Origin of the sequence: Sphingobacterium sp. BS-2 (assembly GCF_046161205.1) — a bacterium.
Lineage (GTDB): Bacteria > Bacteroidota > Bacteroidia > Sphingobacteriales > Sphingobacteriaceae > Sphingobacterium > Sphingobacterium mizutaii.
Genome location: NZ_JBIXGO010000018.1, coordinates 116,664 through 132,603 on the forward strand (window position 1 = coordinate 116,664; position 15,940 = coordinate 132,603).

14 protein-coding genes are annotated in these 15,940 nt (G+C 39.8%); 3 read left to right on the forward strand and 11 right to left on the reverse strand.

Features of this window, described 5'->3' with window-relative positions; genetic code table 11:
- Positions 1-14: 14 nt before the first annotated feature.
- The 6 genes from ACK2WI_RS10795 to folB form a co-directional block, all read right to left on the reverse strand.
- Positions 15-3,086 (reverse strand): efflux RND transporter permease subunit, encoded by a 3,072-nt coding sequence (locus ACK2WI_RS10795; RefSeq protein ID WP_409150770.1) that lies wholly within the window; start codon positions 3,084-3,086, stop codon positions 15-17.
- Between the two features lie 18 nt (positions 3,087-3,104).
- Positions 3,105-4,160, reverse strand: coding sequence for an efflux RND transporter periplasmic adaptor subunit (locus ACK2WI_RS10800; RefSeq protein WP_409150771.1), 1,056 nt, complete (start codon positions 4,158-4,160; stop codon positions 3,105-3,107).
- 5 nt (positions 4,161-4,165) lie between these two features.
- Positions 4,166-5,527, reverse strand: coding sequence for a TolC family protein (locus ACK2WI_RS10805; protein ID WP_409150772.1), 1,362 nt, complete (start codon positions 5,525-5,527; stop codon positions 4,166-4,168).
- A 33-nt stretch (positions 5,528-5,560) separates the two neighbouring features.
- A complete protein-coding gene (locus ACK2WI_RS10810) occupies positions 5,561-6,190 on the reverse strand; it encodes a TetR/AcrR family transcriptional regulator (RefSeq protein ID WP_093098172.1) in 630 nt (209 codons plus the stop codon).
- 142 nt (positions 6,191-6,332) lie between these two features.
- Entirely contained in the window at positions 6,333-6,776 is a 444-nt protein-coding gene (locus tag ACK2WI_RS10815) for an Hsp20/alpha crystallin family protein (RefSeq protein WP_093098174.1), read from the reverse strand.
- A gap of 171 nt (positions 6,777-6,947) precedes the next feature.
- Positions 6,948-7,316: a dihydroneopterin aldolase gene (gene folB, locus ACK2WI_RS10820; protein ID WP_093098176.1), complete on the reverse strand. Its 369-nt coding sequence runs from the start codon at positions 7,314-7,316 to the stop codon at positions 6,948-6,950.
- A gap of 77 nt (positions 7,317-7,393) precedes the next feature.
- On the opposite strand from folB, the gene ACK2WI_RS10825 reads away from it, so the two are divergent.
- A complete protein-coding gene (locus ACK2WI_RS10825; RefSeq protein ID WP_093098178.1) occupies positions 7,394-8,125 on the forward strand; it encodes a DUF1080 domain-containing protein in 732 nt (243 codons plus the stop codon).
- Between the two features lie 58 nt (positions 8,126-8,183).
- On the opposite strand, the gene ACK2WI_RS10830 is transcribed toward ACK2WI_RS10825, so the two are convergent.
- The 3 genes from ACK2WI_RS10830 to ACK2WI_RS10840 all read right to left on the reverse strand — a co-directional run bounded on the left by ACK2WI_RS10830 (position 8,184) and on the right by ACK2WI_RS10840 (position 11,471).
- On the reverse strand, positions 8,184-9,695 hold the full coding sequence (locus ACK2WI_RS10830; RefSeq protein WP_093098180.1) for a carbon-nitrogen hydrolase family protein: 1,512 nt from the start codon (positions 9,693-9,695) through the stop codon (positions 8,184-8,186).
- A 318-nt stretch (positions 9,696-10,013) separates the two neighbouring features.
- Entirely contained in the window at positions 10,014-10,331 is a 318-nt protein-coding gene (locus ACK2WI_RS10835; protein WP_409150775.1) for a DUF3467 domain-containing protein, read from the reverse strand.
- A gap of 24 nt (positions 10,332-10,355) precedes the next feature.
- Positions 10,356-11,471 carry a M42 family metallopeptidase gene (locus ACK2WI_RS10840; RefSeq protein ID WP_409150776.1) on the reverse strand — a complete coding sequence of 372 codons (1,116 nt, stop codon included), beginning with the start codon at positions 11,469-11,471 and terminating at the stop codon, positions 10,356-10,358.
- Between the two features lie 93 nt (positions 11,472-11,564).
- Between ACK2WI_RS10840 and lgt the strand changes: the two genes are divergently transcribed.
- The gene (gene lgt / locus ACK2WI_RS10845; RefSeq protein WP_093098186.1) at positions 11,565-12,392 is read left to right on the forward strand and encodes a prolipoprotein diacylglyceryl transferase; all 828 of its coding nucleotides are present in this window, start codon (positions 11,565-11,567) and stop codon (positions 12,390-12,392) included.
- Between the two features lie 44 nt (positions 12,393-12,436).
- A complete protein-coding gene (locus ACK2WI_RS10850) occupies positions 12,437-13,642 on the forward strand; it encodes a multidrug effflux MFS transporter (RefSeq protein ID WP_409150778.1) in 1,206 nt (401 codons plus the stop codon).
- Between the two features lie 60 nt (positions 13,643-13,702).
- On the opposite strand, the gene aroQ is transcribed toward ACK2WI_RS10850, so the two are convergent.
- Positions 13,703-14,125: a type II 3-dehydroquinate dehydratase gene (gene aroQ / locus ACK2WI_RS10855; RefSeq protein WP_093098190.1), complete on the reverse strand. Its 423-nt coding sequence runs from the start codon at positions 14,123-14,125 to the stop codon at positions 13,703-13,705.
- A 33-nt stretch (positions 14,126-14,158) separates the two neighbouring features.
- Positions 14,159-15,799 (reverse strand): gliding motility protein RemB, encoded by a 1,641-nt coding sequence (locus ACK2WI_RS10860; protein WP_409150780.1) that lies wholly within the window; start codon positions 15,797-15,799, stop codon positions 14,159-14,161.
- Positions 15,800-15,940 lie beyond the last annotated feature (141 nt).

The window sequence follows — 15,940 nt, forward strand, 5'->3', positions numbered from 1 at the left end:
AGCCTTTCGATTTTTTATGAATGTTGTTCTTTTGCTTCTTCTATTTCAATCTTCGGTGGAATCAATTTGTAGATCACCGGCGTTACGATTCTTGATAGCAGGGTCGAACTGATCAAACCTCCGATCATTACGGTTGCCAATGGGGAAATCAAAGGGTTGGAAGACCATGCAATTGGTAGTAAGCCTCCAATGGCTGTCAAAGTTGTCAGGATAATAGGCAAGAATCTGATCTCTCCTGCTTTTTCAATTGCTTCGTTGAGCTCCATGCCTTCCCTTCTCAATTGATTGGTAAAGTCTACTAACAGGATGGTATTCTTGACCTCAATACCTGCAAGGGCAACAATCCCTATGGTTGCCACAAAGGACAATGTATTTCCCGTGGCCAATAAAGCTAAAACAGCACCTACTACACCCAATGGAATTACAGAAAGGACGATCAAGGTACTCTTGAAGGTTTTGAATTCCAAGATCAATACCGCGATAAACATAAAAATGGTAATCAAGATAATGGTTCCGAAACCGCCGAAGGCCATCTCACGGCTTTCGACCTCGCCGCCCATCTCATAGAAATATCCGGTTGGGAAAGGGAACTTATCCATCTGCTCAATAACTGAATTGATGACTTCATCGTTTCCATATCCTTTTTTAACAAAAGAATTGACCGCAACGGTCCTGATTTTATTCTGGTGATAGATATTGGATGGAGACTCCTCAAATTCCAGTGTTGCTAATTGTGTCAATGGAATGGATGTACCGGCCATATTATCAATAAAGATCCCTTCTAGGGTCTCTATGGTTGCTTCTCCGTCTCGTGGGACACTGACTAAGATATCATAGTCGTTATCATCGGAATTTGGATCGGAATAGGTACCTACGCTATATCCTGATAAAGCAATCCGGATAGTCTGATCGATAGATGAGGTCGGTACGCCCAGCGCCATGGCTTTCTCTCTATTGATATTGACCTTGATATCCGTTTTATTGTTTTTTATCGGGTTATTGACGTATTCTGAGCCTTCTGTTTTTTTCAATAGCTCCTCTACTTGATACGACAGGGCTTGAAGGGTATCGAGGTTTTCGCCAAAGACACGGACTTCAACCGGAGAGATGATGGGTACCCCTTGTTCAAAATCACGAACTTCCACTTTTGCGCCAAGATATGGGGTCCATTTGGCTCTGAGTTTTTCGATCAGGGCAACCTTGTCCTTGGACTTGACATCATCGTGCAATTGCACGAAGATATCTGCATAAGAAACGTCTTCCCTAGCCTGTTGCATATTGTAGTAAACCCTTGGGTTTCCTTTTCCAATATTGGAGGTAAAGTATTTGACATCCGGGATCTGCTTCAATTCATTTTCTATGGCTTTGGTTATGCTATCCGTATGTTGAAAATTGGATTGCAAGGCCGATTTGACATGGATCATAAATTGCGGTTTCTCTGATGCTGGGAATAAACTGAATCCGACGATCGGGATCAAGGCCAGTGAACCTAAGAAAATAGCCAAAGCAATGATTGCGGTACGTCCGGGATGCTTCAAGGCTTTGTCCAAGAACACACCATATGATTTATGAATAACCTTTTGCATGCCTCTAAGGATGGCATTCCCACCTTCTTCCTCATGAGGTTTCAGAATTTTGCTGGAAAGGAACGGCACCACCAATAAGGCAATAAACATAGAGCCAATCACCGATGAAATAACCGCAATAGGCATACTCCGGATAAACTCACCTGCCATCTCCGGCATAAACACCAAAGGCATAAAGGCGATCACCAAAGTGACCGTACAGCCCAAGACCGCCAAGGCTATCTGTTCTGTTCCTTTGATCGCAGCTTCAATTTTGCTATATCCTTCACGCATCCAGCGCTCGATGTTCTCCACGACAACTATACTATCATCCACCACCAGGCCTAAGGCGACCACGAAACCGACAATACTCAATTGGTTCAATGAATAGCCAAAGGAATTCATCGCGATAAGGCCAATCCCTAAGGATAATGGAATTGCAATCATCACTACCAAAGATGCACGTGTGCCTAATGGCAATAAAGTGAAAAGAACCAAGAATATGGCTATCCCGAAATCAACAGCCAGACCACCTAAACGTTTGTTAACATTATTAGCCTGGTCGAAATTGAGCACAAGGTCAATATTGTCTGGTAGTCCCGCTTTAAATTCTTCGAGGACCTTCTTGTATTCCTTTTGGGTATCTGAAATATTCATCCCCTCTTTCTGCGCAGCATTGATAAGGATACATTTATAACCATTCAGACGGGTCATGTGACTGCTTACGCCAAAGGCAGGATAGACATCGGCTACATCCTTCAATAGTATATTGCGTCCTTGGGCACTTGAAATAATGGTATTTTGGATATCGGCAATGCTCTGGTAATTTCCAGAACTCTTGACACTGAAAGATTGGCTGCCGGCATTGATACTTCCAGCAGGGATGTTTTGATTTTCACTTTGAACCGCTTGTATGATTCGGTTCATTGGGATATTCAACTCAGCAAGCTTGGCCTGGTTCAGGTCAATGCGCACCTGCTGGTCAGGAAGGCCAGAGATCTCTACAGCCTTTAAGGCTTTTACCTTTTCAAGCTCTTGCTTCAGTTTATCGCTATATTTCTTCATGCTGCTCTCTGAGGCATTCTCGGAAATCAAAGCAGCTTGGATAACACTTACGTTGGTAGGGTCGATTTTCAGGACCTCCATGCTGTAAATATTATCAGGGAGTTCGGATCTCGCAGCATTCAGTTCGCGGACCAGCTCCTGATATTTATCATCGTAATCTTGGCCATATTCAAATTCAACGAAGAAGAAAGCAACGCTGTTATTGATGGTCGTTTTGATGGTCTTGATATGGTCCAGGGCATAAAACCTTGCTTCCAAGGGTTTCACGATCAACTGTTCCATATCCTTGGGACTGGTTCCGGGATGCACCACCAATACCGGGAATGAGACTCCTTTCATATCAGGGTCTTCTGCCCTAGGCATCGTCAGCATGGATGTAATAGCAACCACCAAAATCATCAATACCATGATCATGGTAAATTGGTAGTTCTTAATTGGATATTTAATTAAGCTCATGATTTCAGGTGTTTGATGTTATTTTTTAACGACGATTGCTGATCCATCCACCAAATAAGGGCTTCCGGAAATAATGATGGATTGCGCTTGTTCGAGACCAGCTTCTACCAGCACATCATCATTTTCTATTTTGGCAACCTTGATCTTTTGTTTCTTGGCTGTTTTACCATCTTGCGTAATGAAAACATAGCCTTCACGCCCATTGCCGTCCAATAGTGCTGAGAATGGGATTCGCCATTGGTTCCCTACTTTTGTTCCTGCACTCATGATGATGGATTTACCAAAAATCCCTGAAGCCAGTTTATAGCTTGGTTTTTCCTTTAATTCCAAAAAGATGGTGAAGGTACCGGTCTGCGGGTCTAGGCCTTCTGATTTCTTCGAAACCACTGCATCTAAAGTATCGGAAGGCATGGCATCGGTGCTGATCTTGGCTAGGTCCCCGACCTTGATTTGGGTCCATTGCTGATCCCCTACACCGACTTTAAGTTTCCAATTGGCATTGCTGGCGCCATTGACTTGCAGGATGGGGGTTCCAGGGCCTACAACTTGGCCTTCATTGGCCATTTTTGCAAGCACATAACCCGAAACTGGTGAATAGATATTGGAATATTGTTGGTTGAAACTAACGGACTTCAGGTCTTGCTGCGCAACATCAAGTGCTGTTTTTGCATTCTGCATTTGCTCCAAGGTCGCTACGCTATCTCGGAACAATTTACTGGCCCGTTCGAAATCGCGTCTTGCCTTTTCTACGGCTAGCTTAGCTTGGCCTGCTTTTGCATCCACCTCGGAGCTCAGAACGGAAGCCAAAAGTTGCCCTTTGCGGACCGCATCACCCTCTTTTACTGTAATCTTAGAAATGACTCCACCGTTTTTAAAGCTTAAAACTGTTTCATCATCTGTTGTAAACACACCTGTTGCTTCGATCCCAGAATCCCCTGAACCTACATTGATCGGCATCAATTTAACGGGAATGGTATCTTGAACCGATATTTCGGTTTTACGCTCTGCTTGGTTACAGCTTGAAATAGAGATTGCTATTCCGGCGAACAAAATGGTTATATATGCTAGTTTCATGGTTTTTATTTTAGTTGGTATGATGCGTTTTCTCGTTCTAATTTTGCGATTGCAGACAATAATTTGAAGGCTGCAATATTATTGGCCATCTGCGAATTGGTGTATTGGGACCTTGCGTCAATGGTTTCGATATAGGTATTTACACCTTCATTGAATCCACGTAATATCAGGCGTTGGTAGGTTGAGGCTGCTTCCATTTGGATTTTCGAAGATTCATAGTTCTTTTGCATAGCAATCAATTCATTCTTAGCTACCTCAGCAGAAAGTTCCAATTGTTGTTTGGCTTGATCTAATTTGTTCTGCGCCTCAGCCACAGCAATCTGGTTTTCCTGAATCTTTAAACGATTTCTATTCCCTTGGAAAATAGGGAAGCTCAATTGTGCACCCACCATGAAATATTGGGATTGACGGCTGACCCGCAAACCTTCCGCTTGGGAACCTAAATCCAAAAAAGCACTGACCTTTGGCACAAAGGCCTGCTTACTCATCTCCACCAAGGATTCCTGAATGGCTATATTCCCTTCTAAAGACCTTAATTCTTCCCGACCATCAATGTTTACGGATAGTTCAGGAGTCTTGAGTTCTTTACCATTATTGATAGTTTGAACATAATGGATTTCAGCATCTGCACTTCTATTCAGTAGTGAATTGAAGTAATATTTAGCATTCTTGATTTGTTGTTCCGCTTCTGCAATTTTAGATTCCTGTTGAGCAATTTCAGCATCTGATCTGATCACATAAGCCGGCAAACCTTTTCCAGCCTCCAATAGCTTCTGATTTACACGTCTACCTTCCTTAGCTAAGTTCAAGGCATTGAGATAAATTTCTTTCGCCTGTACCGCACTCAAATAATTGAAATAGGCAATCTTGATATCCTTTACTAATTCTCTTTTGTAGGTTTCTGTTTCGGTTTTGCTCAGCTCAACCATTTTTTCACGAACAACCTTATTATGCTTGATATCGGTATTGACGATTGGCACCGAAGTCCGGACCTTGGCATCGTAATAGTTCTTTGGAAGAAAGGTGATCTGTTCGTTATCAATCTGTGGAAAGTTGTTGCTTTGGGTCAATTGATTCAGGGTGGTATAAACTGGGTTCAACATATCTCCAATGGGTAGGTCGATTGAACGGCCTCCTTCTGCATGGGAATAGGTCAAGTCGAAGGTGATATTCGGGAGGTACATGCTTCGAGCTACCTCCAGTCCATTCATCGCCTTTTTCATGGATAGATCTTTTTGGATCAATACCAGATTGCTATCCAAGCCCTGTTGTACATACTGTTCTAATTGATGGTCTTGCGCGTAACTGATTCCACATATTCCAGCGAAAATGGTAACCAGCCTTGTTAGTGATTTGTATAAGCTCATTATTAACAGTGTTAACTATATATTCAAAAAAAACTATTTGGTTGCCTGGATCAATCCAACAAGGATTTGGAATGAAGAAAAAACATGTTCTTCCAAATTTCCAGTTTTACCAAACAACTCATGTAAACAATCTAAATGCTGCGTAATATGCAAGGAAACCAAACCATGCACAGAACTCCAGGCTTGAATGGTCACAAATACTGGATCCATTCCTTTGAAGTAACCGACCTCTTGGCAATCGATTATGGTTTTCTTTAACAACTCGATAACCAATTCTCCCTCTACCCAAGAACTATCTTCTATCTGTGAATTCAGGAAGGACAAAGGCTCCTTCATCATAAACATAACTTGATAATATTCAGGATGCATAAAGGCAAATTGAATATAGTTCCTACCTACAGCTTTCAATCTTTCAAAGGGATCTTCTACAGCCATCAATGGGAGAAATTGATCTTTCAACATCCCAAAGCCTACCTGATGTAAAGCATAAACGATATCGCTCTTATCCTTATAGTATAGATAGATCGTAGTAGGGCTAAAGCCTATTTCCTTTGCAATCTTTCTAATGGAGGTTGCCTCATACCCTTCCTGCACAAACAGCTTTTTAGCTGCTTCTAAAATCACTGTCCGTAGGTCTTCCTTTTGCTTGATTTTCTTTTCCACTTTGTATTCTTTACAAAAACAAAACTACTTAACGGTGTTAAGTAGTTGTTATTTATTTTTCTAAAAAGACAATTAAATGACAATACAACAAAAAAGGAGCTGCCCAACGGACAGCTCCTCATTCAACTAACCACAATTAAACTTACTTCACTTCAATTAGTCTCTTTGCTACAATTGCTTCTTCTTTTTTACCGATCTTAATATTCAACACGCCATTTTCATAGGCAGCATCGATATTTGAATAATCCACTACTTCAGGAAGTGTGAAAGATCTGGAGAACGAAGTGTAGCTAAATTCTTTTTTGCTATAAACTTTACCCTCTTCAACTTTTTCTTCTTGTTTCTCAACCGAAATATTGATAACGTTTTTATCAACATTGATCTTGAAATCTGATTTCTGTAAACCAGGAGCAGCCACTTCAATAGTAAAAGCTTCTGCTGATTCAGTGATATTTACTGCAGGTACACGTGTTACTAAACGGTCCGTTAAAAATGAATCATTGAATAAATTGTCAAATACATTGTTTACAAATGGATTCACTGCATCTGTATTGTAAGATTTTCCTGGTAATTTTATTAATGCCATGTTTAATTCCTCCTTATTTTTTAGTTTTTTATTTTCTGTTTTATAACATCCTATAATCAACTAACGTACCAAGGGCATGCAAACTTATTTACAAGACAATTTGTCTTGCATCAAGCAAAAACAACAGTCAAAATGACTGATTAAGAAAAATGAAACGTGATTTTTAGACAGTTAATCCTTTGTATAATAAAGCGATACAACGGAATTAGCTACATCTCCTCCGAAGGGTGGATTAATCTTACGAATGGATACTTCGATTTGTTGAATATGGGCATATTCTTCCACAATCCTATTCAAAATATCTTCAGCAGCCGATTCAAGTAATTTCCTTCGAGGACTCATAACCTCTACCAAGATAGCATATAGCTCCTCATAGTTCACCGTGTTTCCGATTTCTTCAGAGTCTGGGTTTTTGAAGGGAAAACTTACAGAAACACTTACCATGAACTCATTCCCTAAAACCTGCTCTTCTTCATAGAAACCAATCGGTGAATAAAAACGAACATCTTCTAGAGCAATTTTTTGAGTAATCTGGGCCATTATGAATAAAGTTTTTGATTTTGCATATTAAAAATAATGTTTTTTCTTATATTAACCATAACAAAATACTTAAACCGATGTTAAAACATTCTTTATTAATAGCATTGCTTGCCGGAGTATCCTACGCAAGCGCACAAACAAAGTTTAAACCCGAAGACACCGAATTTTATGAACCTGTTCCTCGAGTAGTGAATACAAAAGCTAATGCCGCTCCTTCCGATGCCATCGTTCTGTTTGATGGCAAAAACCTTTCAGAATGGGTTAGTGACAAGGACGAGAGCGCGCCGCAATGGACGATAAAAGATGGCGTGCTAACGGTAAAACCAGGCACGGGTGGCATCCATACCAAAAAGAATTTTGAGGATTTTCAATTGCACATTGAGTGGAAAAGCCCTGAAACCATTAAAGGTGAAGGCCAAGGACGTGGAAACTCAGGTATATTCTTGCAAGGAAAATATGAATTGCAGGTATTGGACAATGACAATAACAAAACTTACACCAATGGGCAAGCTGGAAGTATCTACAAACAAAGTCCGCCGCTTGCAGAAGTTAGAAAACCTGAAAGTGGCTGGCATACTTATGATGTCATCTATTCAGCTCCTAAATTCAACAAAGATGGCCATTTGATCAAAAGAGGAATGGTTACGGTTTTGCACAACGGCGTTGTAGTTCAGAATAACACCGAAATCCAAGGAACGACAGAATATATCGGATTACCTAAAATGCAAGCTCATGGTGCCGGTCCGATTGCATTACAAGATCATGGTGATTTAGTTTCCTTCAGGAATATCTGGATCAGGGAATTATAAGACATAAACTAATAAAAAATGAAAGGGGCAATTTATCATTGCCCCTTTTTTTATCTGCTTACTTCAGAAGTTTCACTTCGTAAAGATCTTTTCTTCTATCCTTTAAGATCTTGACCGTTCCATACTCATGTAGATCACGCAAAGCATAAAGATCAACGTCAGCGATCAATACCATCTCTGTATTAGGAGTCGCTTCAGCCTTGATAGCATTATTTGGAAAGGCAAAATCCGAAGGAGTGAATACTGCCGATTGCGAATATTGTATATCCATATTGTTTACCCTCGGTAAGTTACCTACCGATCCAGCGATTGCAACATAACATTCGTTTTCAATTGCCCTAGCTTGCGCACAAGAACGGACACGGATATAACCATTCTGGGTATCCGTCATAAAAGGAACGAATAAGATTTGCATACCTTGATCCGCCAAGATTCTGCTCAGTTCCGGGAACTCCACATCATAACAAATCAACAGTCCTACTTTTCCGCAATCCGTATCGAACACCTTGACTTCCGAACCACCCACTAAACCATAATACTTCATTTCATTCGGAGTAATGTGGATTTTCTTATAATGATCCAAACTACCGTTTCGATGACATAGGTAGCTGATATTATACAACTTTCCTCTTTCCATGATTGGCATCGATCCGGAAATAATATTCACGTTATAAGAAACTGCAAATTGTTGGATACGTTCGACGATGTCCTTGGTATGTTCTGCTAATTTCTCCATTGCCATACGCTCTGGAAGTTCATTATAAGGGCTCATCAATGGCGTATTGAAAAACTCAGGGAACATAATGAAATCGGTACCATAATCACTTACGGTATCCACGAAGAATTCGATCTGATCATAAAATTCTTCAATATCCTTAAACTGACGCATCTGCCATTGCACCAAACCCAAACGAATGGTTTGCTTAGTCGCTGAATTCGAAGGAGCATCTGGTTCATAGTAAATATTATTCCACTCCAAAAGAGTTGCGACTTCCATCGATTCAGCATCCTCAGGAAGATAATTTTTCAAGATTTTCTTTACGTGGAAATCATTGGAAAGCTGGAAGGTCAAGGTTGGATCATAGATTTCTTTCCTTTTCACTTTCTCGATATAAGTCCTTGGGGTCATACTATCCGAATAGTTGTGGTAATTCGGGATACGCCCACCGGCAATGATCCTTTGCAGGTTCATCTGTTCACATAATTCCTTACGTTGGTCATATAGCCTTCTTCCCAATCTTAATGAGCGGAAATCAGGGTGCACAAACACTTCGATCCCATATAAGGTATCCCCATCTGTATCATGCTTATCAAATTTACCATCATCAATAATGGTATAATATTTATCGTAAATATTGGTCTTACGTGAATTCAGGATAATGGATAAAGCACATGCAACAACTTTTCCATCCACCTCCACAGCGATCTGTCCTTCAGGAAAAATATCGATAAGGTCCACAATATTCTCTTTGGTCCATGGATCACCTACCAAACCATGGTAAGCTTCTTCCATAGAATTCTTTAAATCCTTATAATCTTTTTTACTAAGGTTTCTAACTTTAATATCCATTTTAATATGATTGAATTGCCAGAATCGGCAAAGTTATCCATAAAACAAAACCCATTCCAAATTTTCACCAAACTACACTATCCATTCGTACTGAACGAGTTAGCAAATCAAGATAAATCAACAATTCCGTGATACCGTGTAGGATAAGAAACAGGTTTTTATTTCAGTAAAATACATTAAAAAACAGAACATTCAGCAATATTTTGAAGAAACTGATTTTAACAAGACAGAATCATTTCATGATTTTATTCCCAACAAGGAGATATCAAACAAAAATAGCTGCCAATGGCAGCTATTTTAAAGCTTTATGAAATAAATTTAAGCTTCGCCTTTTGGAGTACCGAAGTTCAACGGGTAAGGCATATCCTTAGGTTGGATAGTTCCATTTTGCCCTTCAAAACGACTGATGTTCTCTTGCAAAGCCTTCATTAATTGTTTGGCATGTTCAGGTGTCAAAATAACCCTAGACTTAACTTTAGCCTTGGGTACACCAGGCATAATCCTAACAAAATCCACCACAAACTCTGTATTAGAGTGGGTGATAATCGCAAGGTTTGAATATACTCCTTCTGCAATCTCTTCGGTTAGTTCTATGCTTAATTCTTGTCCTTCCGGATGTGGATTAGGGTTTTCCATGTCTGTTCTCTTCTCTAATTTATTTTATTTACTAAATGTTCTGAAATCCTGATCTTTTTGGATGGTGAGGACCATTTCATAAATCAATCGGATTACATTATCCACATCTACTCGGTGAACCATCTCAACAGTAGTGTGCATATAACGCAAAGGTAAGGAAATCAACGCAGATGGAACACCTCCATTTGAATATGCAAATGCATCGGTATCGGTGCCCGTAAAACGGGAGGATGCCTGCCTCTGGATTGGAATATTGTTTTTCTGAGCCACCTCGATCAACTGCCTGTTCAAATTAATCTGAACGGCTGGAGCATAAGAAACAACTGGACCTTTACCACAAGCTAGATCACCTTGGGTAATTTTATTGATCATCGGGGTATTGGTATCATGGGTAACATCAGTGACGATGGCTACATTAGGTTTAATGTAATTGGCAATCATTTCGGCCCCTCGAAGACCAATTTCTTCCTGAACAGAGTTCACCACATAAAGACCAAATGGCAGCTTTTTCTTGTTTTCCTTCAATAACCTTGCTACCTCGGCAATCATAAATCCACCTGCTCTGTTATCCAGTGCCCTTCCTACATAGTAGCGATCGTTCAAGATCATGAACTCATCTTCATAGGTTATCACACATCCAACATGGATGCCCAGTTCCTCAACTTCCTCTTTGGAAGTACAACCACAGTCCAAGAAAATATTCTTGAGATTGGGACTTTCTTCCTTTTCACCAGAACGTGTATGGATTGCTGGCCAACCAAACACGGCTTTCACAATTCCCTTATCCGTATGGATATTTACGCGTTTAGATGGGGCAATCTGATGGTCAGAACCACCATTTCGGATTACATAGATCAAACCATCTTTGGAGATATAGTTCACAAACCATGAAATCTCATCCGCATGCGCCTCAATAACCACTTTATATTCTGCTTTAGGATTTATGATCCCAACGGCAGTACCGTAATTATCAATATAAGTCTCATCGACATAGGGTTTGATATAGTCCAACCACATACGCTGACCTCCCCATTCGAAACCGGTTGGTGAAGGATTATTGATATATTTTTCAAAAAAAGACAAGGAAGCATCGGTCACTACAGATGTTCTTTCTTCTACTTTTGCTGTTTTTTTTGCCATAGTGAAGTATTAATTCTCGCAAAATAAGTATTTCCTTAATTTTCGCAAAAATAAAATCCGAAAGCTTATCTTTACCGGACACTTTATTGCAATATGTTAGATATTTTAAGTTTTATTACCTGGGGACCTGAACCAGAAATCTTTAAAATCGGATCATTTGGCGTACGCTGGTATTCACTATGTTGGTTATTGGCTTTTGTAGTTTCTTACTTCTTGATGCTCAAAATCTTTAAGAGAGAGGGCAAATCCCAAGAACTATTAGACAAATTAACAATCTATATCTTTATTGGAACCTTAGTAGGTGCTCGCCTTGGTCACTGTTTCTTCTATGACTGGGCATATTACAAAGAACATTTCCTGGAAATATTCATCCCCTTTCAGAAAATCAATGGAAGTTGGGAATTAACTGGTTTTACCGGACTGGCTAGCCATGGTGGTGCAATCGGTATATTAATAGCACTCTGGTTGTTCTCAAGAAACACCAAGACTAATTTCATGTGGATTACGGATCGATTGATCTTGGTCGTTCCTATTGCGGGAGCATTTATCCGTTTAGGGAATTTCTTCAATTCTGAAATGATAGGAAATCCTAGCAATCTTCCTTGGGCGGTGATTTTCACGCATGAAGATCAAATCCCTCGTCACCCTGCACAAATGTATGAAGCCATTGCTTACGTCATAATCTTCATTATCCTTTGGGCAATGTACCAGAAAAACAAAGACCCTAAACCGGGAAAACTATTTGGAATATTCCTGATTCTCCTATTTGGAGCTCGATTTATTATCGAATATGTAAAGATTGACCAAGTGGCTTTCGAAGCTGGAATGTTATTGAACATGGGCCAAATCCTAAGTATTCCATTCATCCTATTAGGAATCTTTCTGCTGGTCAGAAAGCCAAAAGAAACTAAAAAAGCTTAACAACATATAGCCCTGCACTAGAGTGGGGCTTTTATTTTTATTGAATGTCAGCTGCTTTAAGAAACAACAGAAAAGTCACTCTGCTGATTTTAGGTTTATTATCTGCAATCGGCCCTTTCTCCATTGATCTTTATTTACCTGCTTTTGATGTCATAGCTGAAGATTTCAATACCTCTGTTGATAAGGTTCAGCTCACGCTTACGAGTTATTTTATCGGTATTGCATTCGGTCAGATGATCTATGGGCCATTATTGGACAAATATGGCCGTAAAAAACCTCTATTAGTGGGCTTAGCCATATATTTCATTGCCTCTCTCCTATGTATCTTGACCAAGAACATCAATCACCTGATTATCCTTCGCTTTTTACAGGCCTTAGGAAGCTGTGGAGGAATGGTTGGGGCTCGAGCTATGGTAACAGACTATTATAGCAACCGCGAGGCTGCAAAGGTCTTCAGTTTACTGATGTTGGTTATCGGTGTCTCTCCTATCCTCGCACCAAGTATCGGAGCTTTTATGCTAGCTCATTTTGACTGGCACTATATCTTTTTGTTCTTGGCTCTGCTTTCCTTATTTATTTTGATTGCTACAGCCTTCTTGCTACCTGAGAGTTTTGCCGGAAATCGAAGTCTATCCTTAGCACCAAAATCTATCCTAGGGAACTTCTGGCAAGTGCTTTCCAATAAAGTCTTTATATCCTATTGCCTAATCGGTTCCATTGCCTCGGCAGGAACTTATGCCTATCTGGCTGGATCCTCCTTTGTGATGCAACAATTCTTCGGATTATCAAAAGCGGAATATGGTATCGCCTTTGCATTTATAGCCTCGGCAATGGTAATTGCAACCCAATTGAACCGTTATTTCCTGAAAAAACATAGCAGTGAATACATTAGTCGAATGGCAAATACCTGGCAGGCATTTATTGGGATCCTGATGATCATAGCATTGGTCAGCAATACCCTCAGTTTTCCGGTTTTATTGGTCCTGATATTTTGTTTTCTGTTCGGGCATGGTTTTATTTTCCCCAACACCTCTGCTGTTGCATTGACGCCATTCAAAAGCCTAGCAGGAAGTGCGTCTGCCCTTTTGGGATGCATTCAAATGGCCATTGGTGCCTTTGCTTCCGCCTTGGTCAGCTTCTTCCATAACGGCACCGCATGGCCTATGCTAGTAGTTATGTGCACCGGAGGGATTCTATCACTGATCTTACATCTCATTGTCAAGAATAAGGTTCAAACTTCAGAATCTTAATATAAAACAAAGAGCGGGGAATTTTTGATTCCCCGCTCTTTGTTTTTATGATCAATGAACTTATCCGTTCAAAAAGCTTTCTAATCCTAATCGATAACTATCCAATCCAAAACCTAAGATTACACCTTTGCAATTTTTTGACAAATACGAATGATGTCTAAATTCCTCCCTTTGGTGGACATTAGAGATATGGACCTCCACAACTGGCGTATTGATAGCCGCAATGGCATCAGCTATAGCTACTGAAGTATGCGTATAGGCACCTGCATTCAATATTACACCGTCGAATGAAAAGCCAATTTCATGGAGTTTGTCGATAATTGCCCCTTCTGAATTACTTTGAAAATAATGTAGGTCCAAAACCGCATATTTATCTTTCAATTGTTCAAAATAGGTTTCGAAGGATTGATCTCCGTAGATTCCTTTCTCTCGAACACCTAGTAAATTCAAATTAGGCCCGTTTAGGATTAATATCTTTTTCATTATTTGCGTTTATTCGATAAAGATACTATAATCCTAAAAATCTCCATAAAGATTACGGAAACTTGAACGTAATCCGACGGTAATCACCCCAGATTTCTGGGTTGCAGCTTTTTCAATCTTGTTGTAGCGTTGTGTATAGCCCACCTCAAATCTTAAATTATACTTCGGATTCAATACATAGGCAGCTTTAAGATCGGCATAGTATAGATCGTTCTGTACACCTTGGCCAATTTTGTTTCCATAAGTATTAGGAGCCGAATTATACGATTGGAAAATATCACCACCATAATTGACAAACTTACCTAATGGTCCCATTGGATCGGTTCCATAACGACTGTACATACCTTGAAGAGAGAAATCAAAACGATTCCAAGAATAATTGGCAATACCAATCAACTCCCTGAAGTTTGCTCCTCTAGGATGTGCCAAAGGTTCTCCTCTATTGCTGTAATTAGAGATGGATACAAAGTGCTGATAAGTATATGGACGTACAGCATTATATTCTCCCAATATATTTAAGTTTCTTACACCAAAAATATTAAATGCTTTTGCACCTAATTGAACGCCCCATTTATTATGTTGGTATCCTTTATTCGAGAAGAATTCTTTCGCAGTAAATTCCCCCAAAAGGAACTGCCCATAGGCGGTTAAGTTATCCAGGATCTTATACTTTGCATTCAAACCCAAGAACATCTTATCCGGGGATGAAATATTATTGTTTTCCACCGGTCTAAGGAACAATACAGGGTTAATGTAGTTAAAATCAAAACCTCTATGTCCCGCTTGATTGCGGTTTGCCCAAATCACGGATTGAAAGAACCCTAAAGATAAACGATTAGTTACATTCCAATCCAAATATTGGAAGGCTCCCCATTTGATTCCATCTCCAAAACGGCCACCTGAATCCAGGGAGTCAATCCTCGGATTATTAGGATCGGTCATATATGCCCAAATGGAGGTATATTGTACATTCCCCACCTTACCAGTCAGTTTCAAATGCGCCATATTAGAAGAAAAGTCAGATAATAATACCGAACGATAACCATCACCGATAAAGTTCTTATCATAAGCCAAGGTTGCTTGCAGATAATCACTGAAATCATAGGTTAAATTCGCCGTTGCATACATCCAATCTTTGGTTCGTTTAAAAGGCCTTTTCGACATCGCCTGTCCCGGAACGACCTTCGACTGCATGATATACTCATCGATATGTCTCGGGAAAACACCTTGGTTCTCGAAGAAGTTACCATAGAAAGTGAATTTATCTTTGATGGTAACACCAGCTTGAACACCACGTGTATTTAACCAAGTGGTCCTTTTATCAGGATCAATCATTTCCGTACCGATAACAAAATCAGGTAAAACATCTAAATAAAAGGTATGGTCGTCTTTTTCAACTTGCACAAGATGCTCATTGAAAATCTTGCGCATAAACCAATTATCAGAATCCACAGCATTCAATGATTGAATCGAATCCATCTTCTCTAGTAATCGCCCTTTGAACAAATAGGGTTTTGAAGAAGTATGATAACGTGTATTTGGGGAGTACAACTCCTCATCGTACTTTTGATAATGCTGATAAGAGTAAGGCTGATTTTTGACTTGCGCATGCAATTGGCCAATGGCACTAATGCTGAGCAGTCCGGCTATGGCATATGATAAAGTATGTTTCATAAATTATTAGTCGAGATGTTTGGGCTATACTATCAAATTTTATTCCTAAAAACTCCCAAAGGTACTTTTATTAATTGAGCTAAACTTAATTTTGCTCATATTAAACGCTAAAACGTTTAGTCTATACAAGGTAAAATCAAG

What these genes read in the sequence shown, in the direction of transcription:
- ACK2WI_RS10795 (WP_409150770.1), bottom strand. Translation starts at nt 3,086, where the DNA reads ATGAGCTTAATTAAATATCCAATTAAGAACTACCAATTTACCATGATC.
- ACK2WI_RS10800 (WP_409150771.1), bottom strand. Translation starts at nt 4,160, where the DNA reads ATGAAACTAGCATATATAACCATTTTGTTCGCCGGAATAGCAATCTCT.
- ACK2WI_RS10805 (WP_409150772.1), bottom strand. Translation starts at nt 5,527, where the DNA reads ATGAGCTTATACAAATCACTAACAAGGCTGGTTACCATTTTCGCTGGA.
- ACK2WI_RS10815 (WP_093098174.1), bottom strand. Translation starts at nt 6,776, where the DNA reads ATGGCATTAATAAAATTACCAGGAAAATCTTACAATACAGATGCAGTG.
- folB (WP_093098176.1), bottom strand. Translation starts at nt 7,316, where the DNA reads ATGGCCCAGATTACTCAAAAAATTGCTCTAGAAGATGTTCGTTTTTAT.
- ACK2WI_RS10825 (WP_093098178.1), top strand. Translation starts at nt 7,394, where the DNA reads ATGTTAAAACATTCTTTATTAATAGCATTGCTTGCCGGAGTATCCTAC.
- ACK2WI_RS10830 (WP_093098180.1), bottom strand. Translation starts at nt 9,695, where the DNA reads ATGGATATTAAAGTTAGAAACCTTAGTAAAAAAGATTATAAGGATTTA.
- ACK2WI_RS10835 (WP_409150775.1), bottom strand. Translation starts at nt 10,331, where the DNA reads ATGGAAAACCCTAATCCACATCCGGAAGGACAAGAATTAAGCATAGAA.
- ACK2WI_RS10840 (WP_409150776.1), bottom strand. Translation starts at nt 11,471, where the DNA reads ATGGCAAAAAAAACAGCAAAAGTAGAAGAAAGAACATCTGTAGTGACC.
- lgt (WP_093098186.1), top strand. Translation starts at nt 11,565, where the DNA reads ATGTTAGATATTTTAAGTTTTATTACCTGGGGACCTGAACCAGAAATC.
- ACK2WI_RS10850 (WP_409150778.1), top strand. Translation starts at nt 12,437, where the DNA reads ATGTCAGCTGCTTTAAGAAACAACAGAAAAGTCACTCTGCTGATTTTA.
- aroQ (WP_093098190.1), bottom strand. Translation starts at nt 14,125, where the DNA reads ATGAAAAAGATATTAATCCTAAACGGGCCTAATTTGAATTTACTAGGT.
- ACK2WI_RS10860 (WP_409150780.1), bottom strand. Translation starts at nt 15,799, where the DNA reads ATGAAACATACTTTATCATATGCCATAGCCGGACTGCTCAGCATTAGT.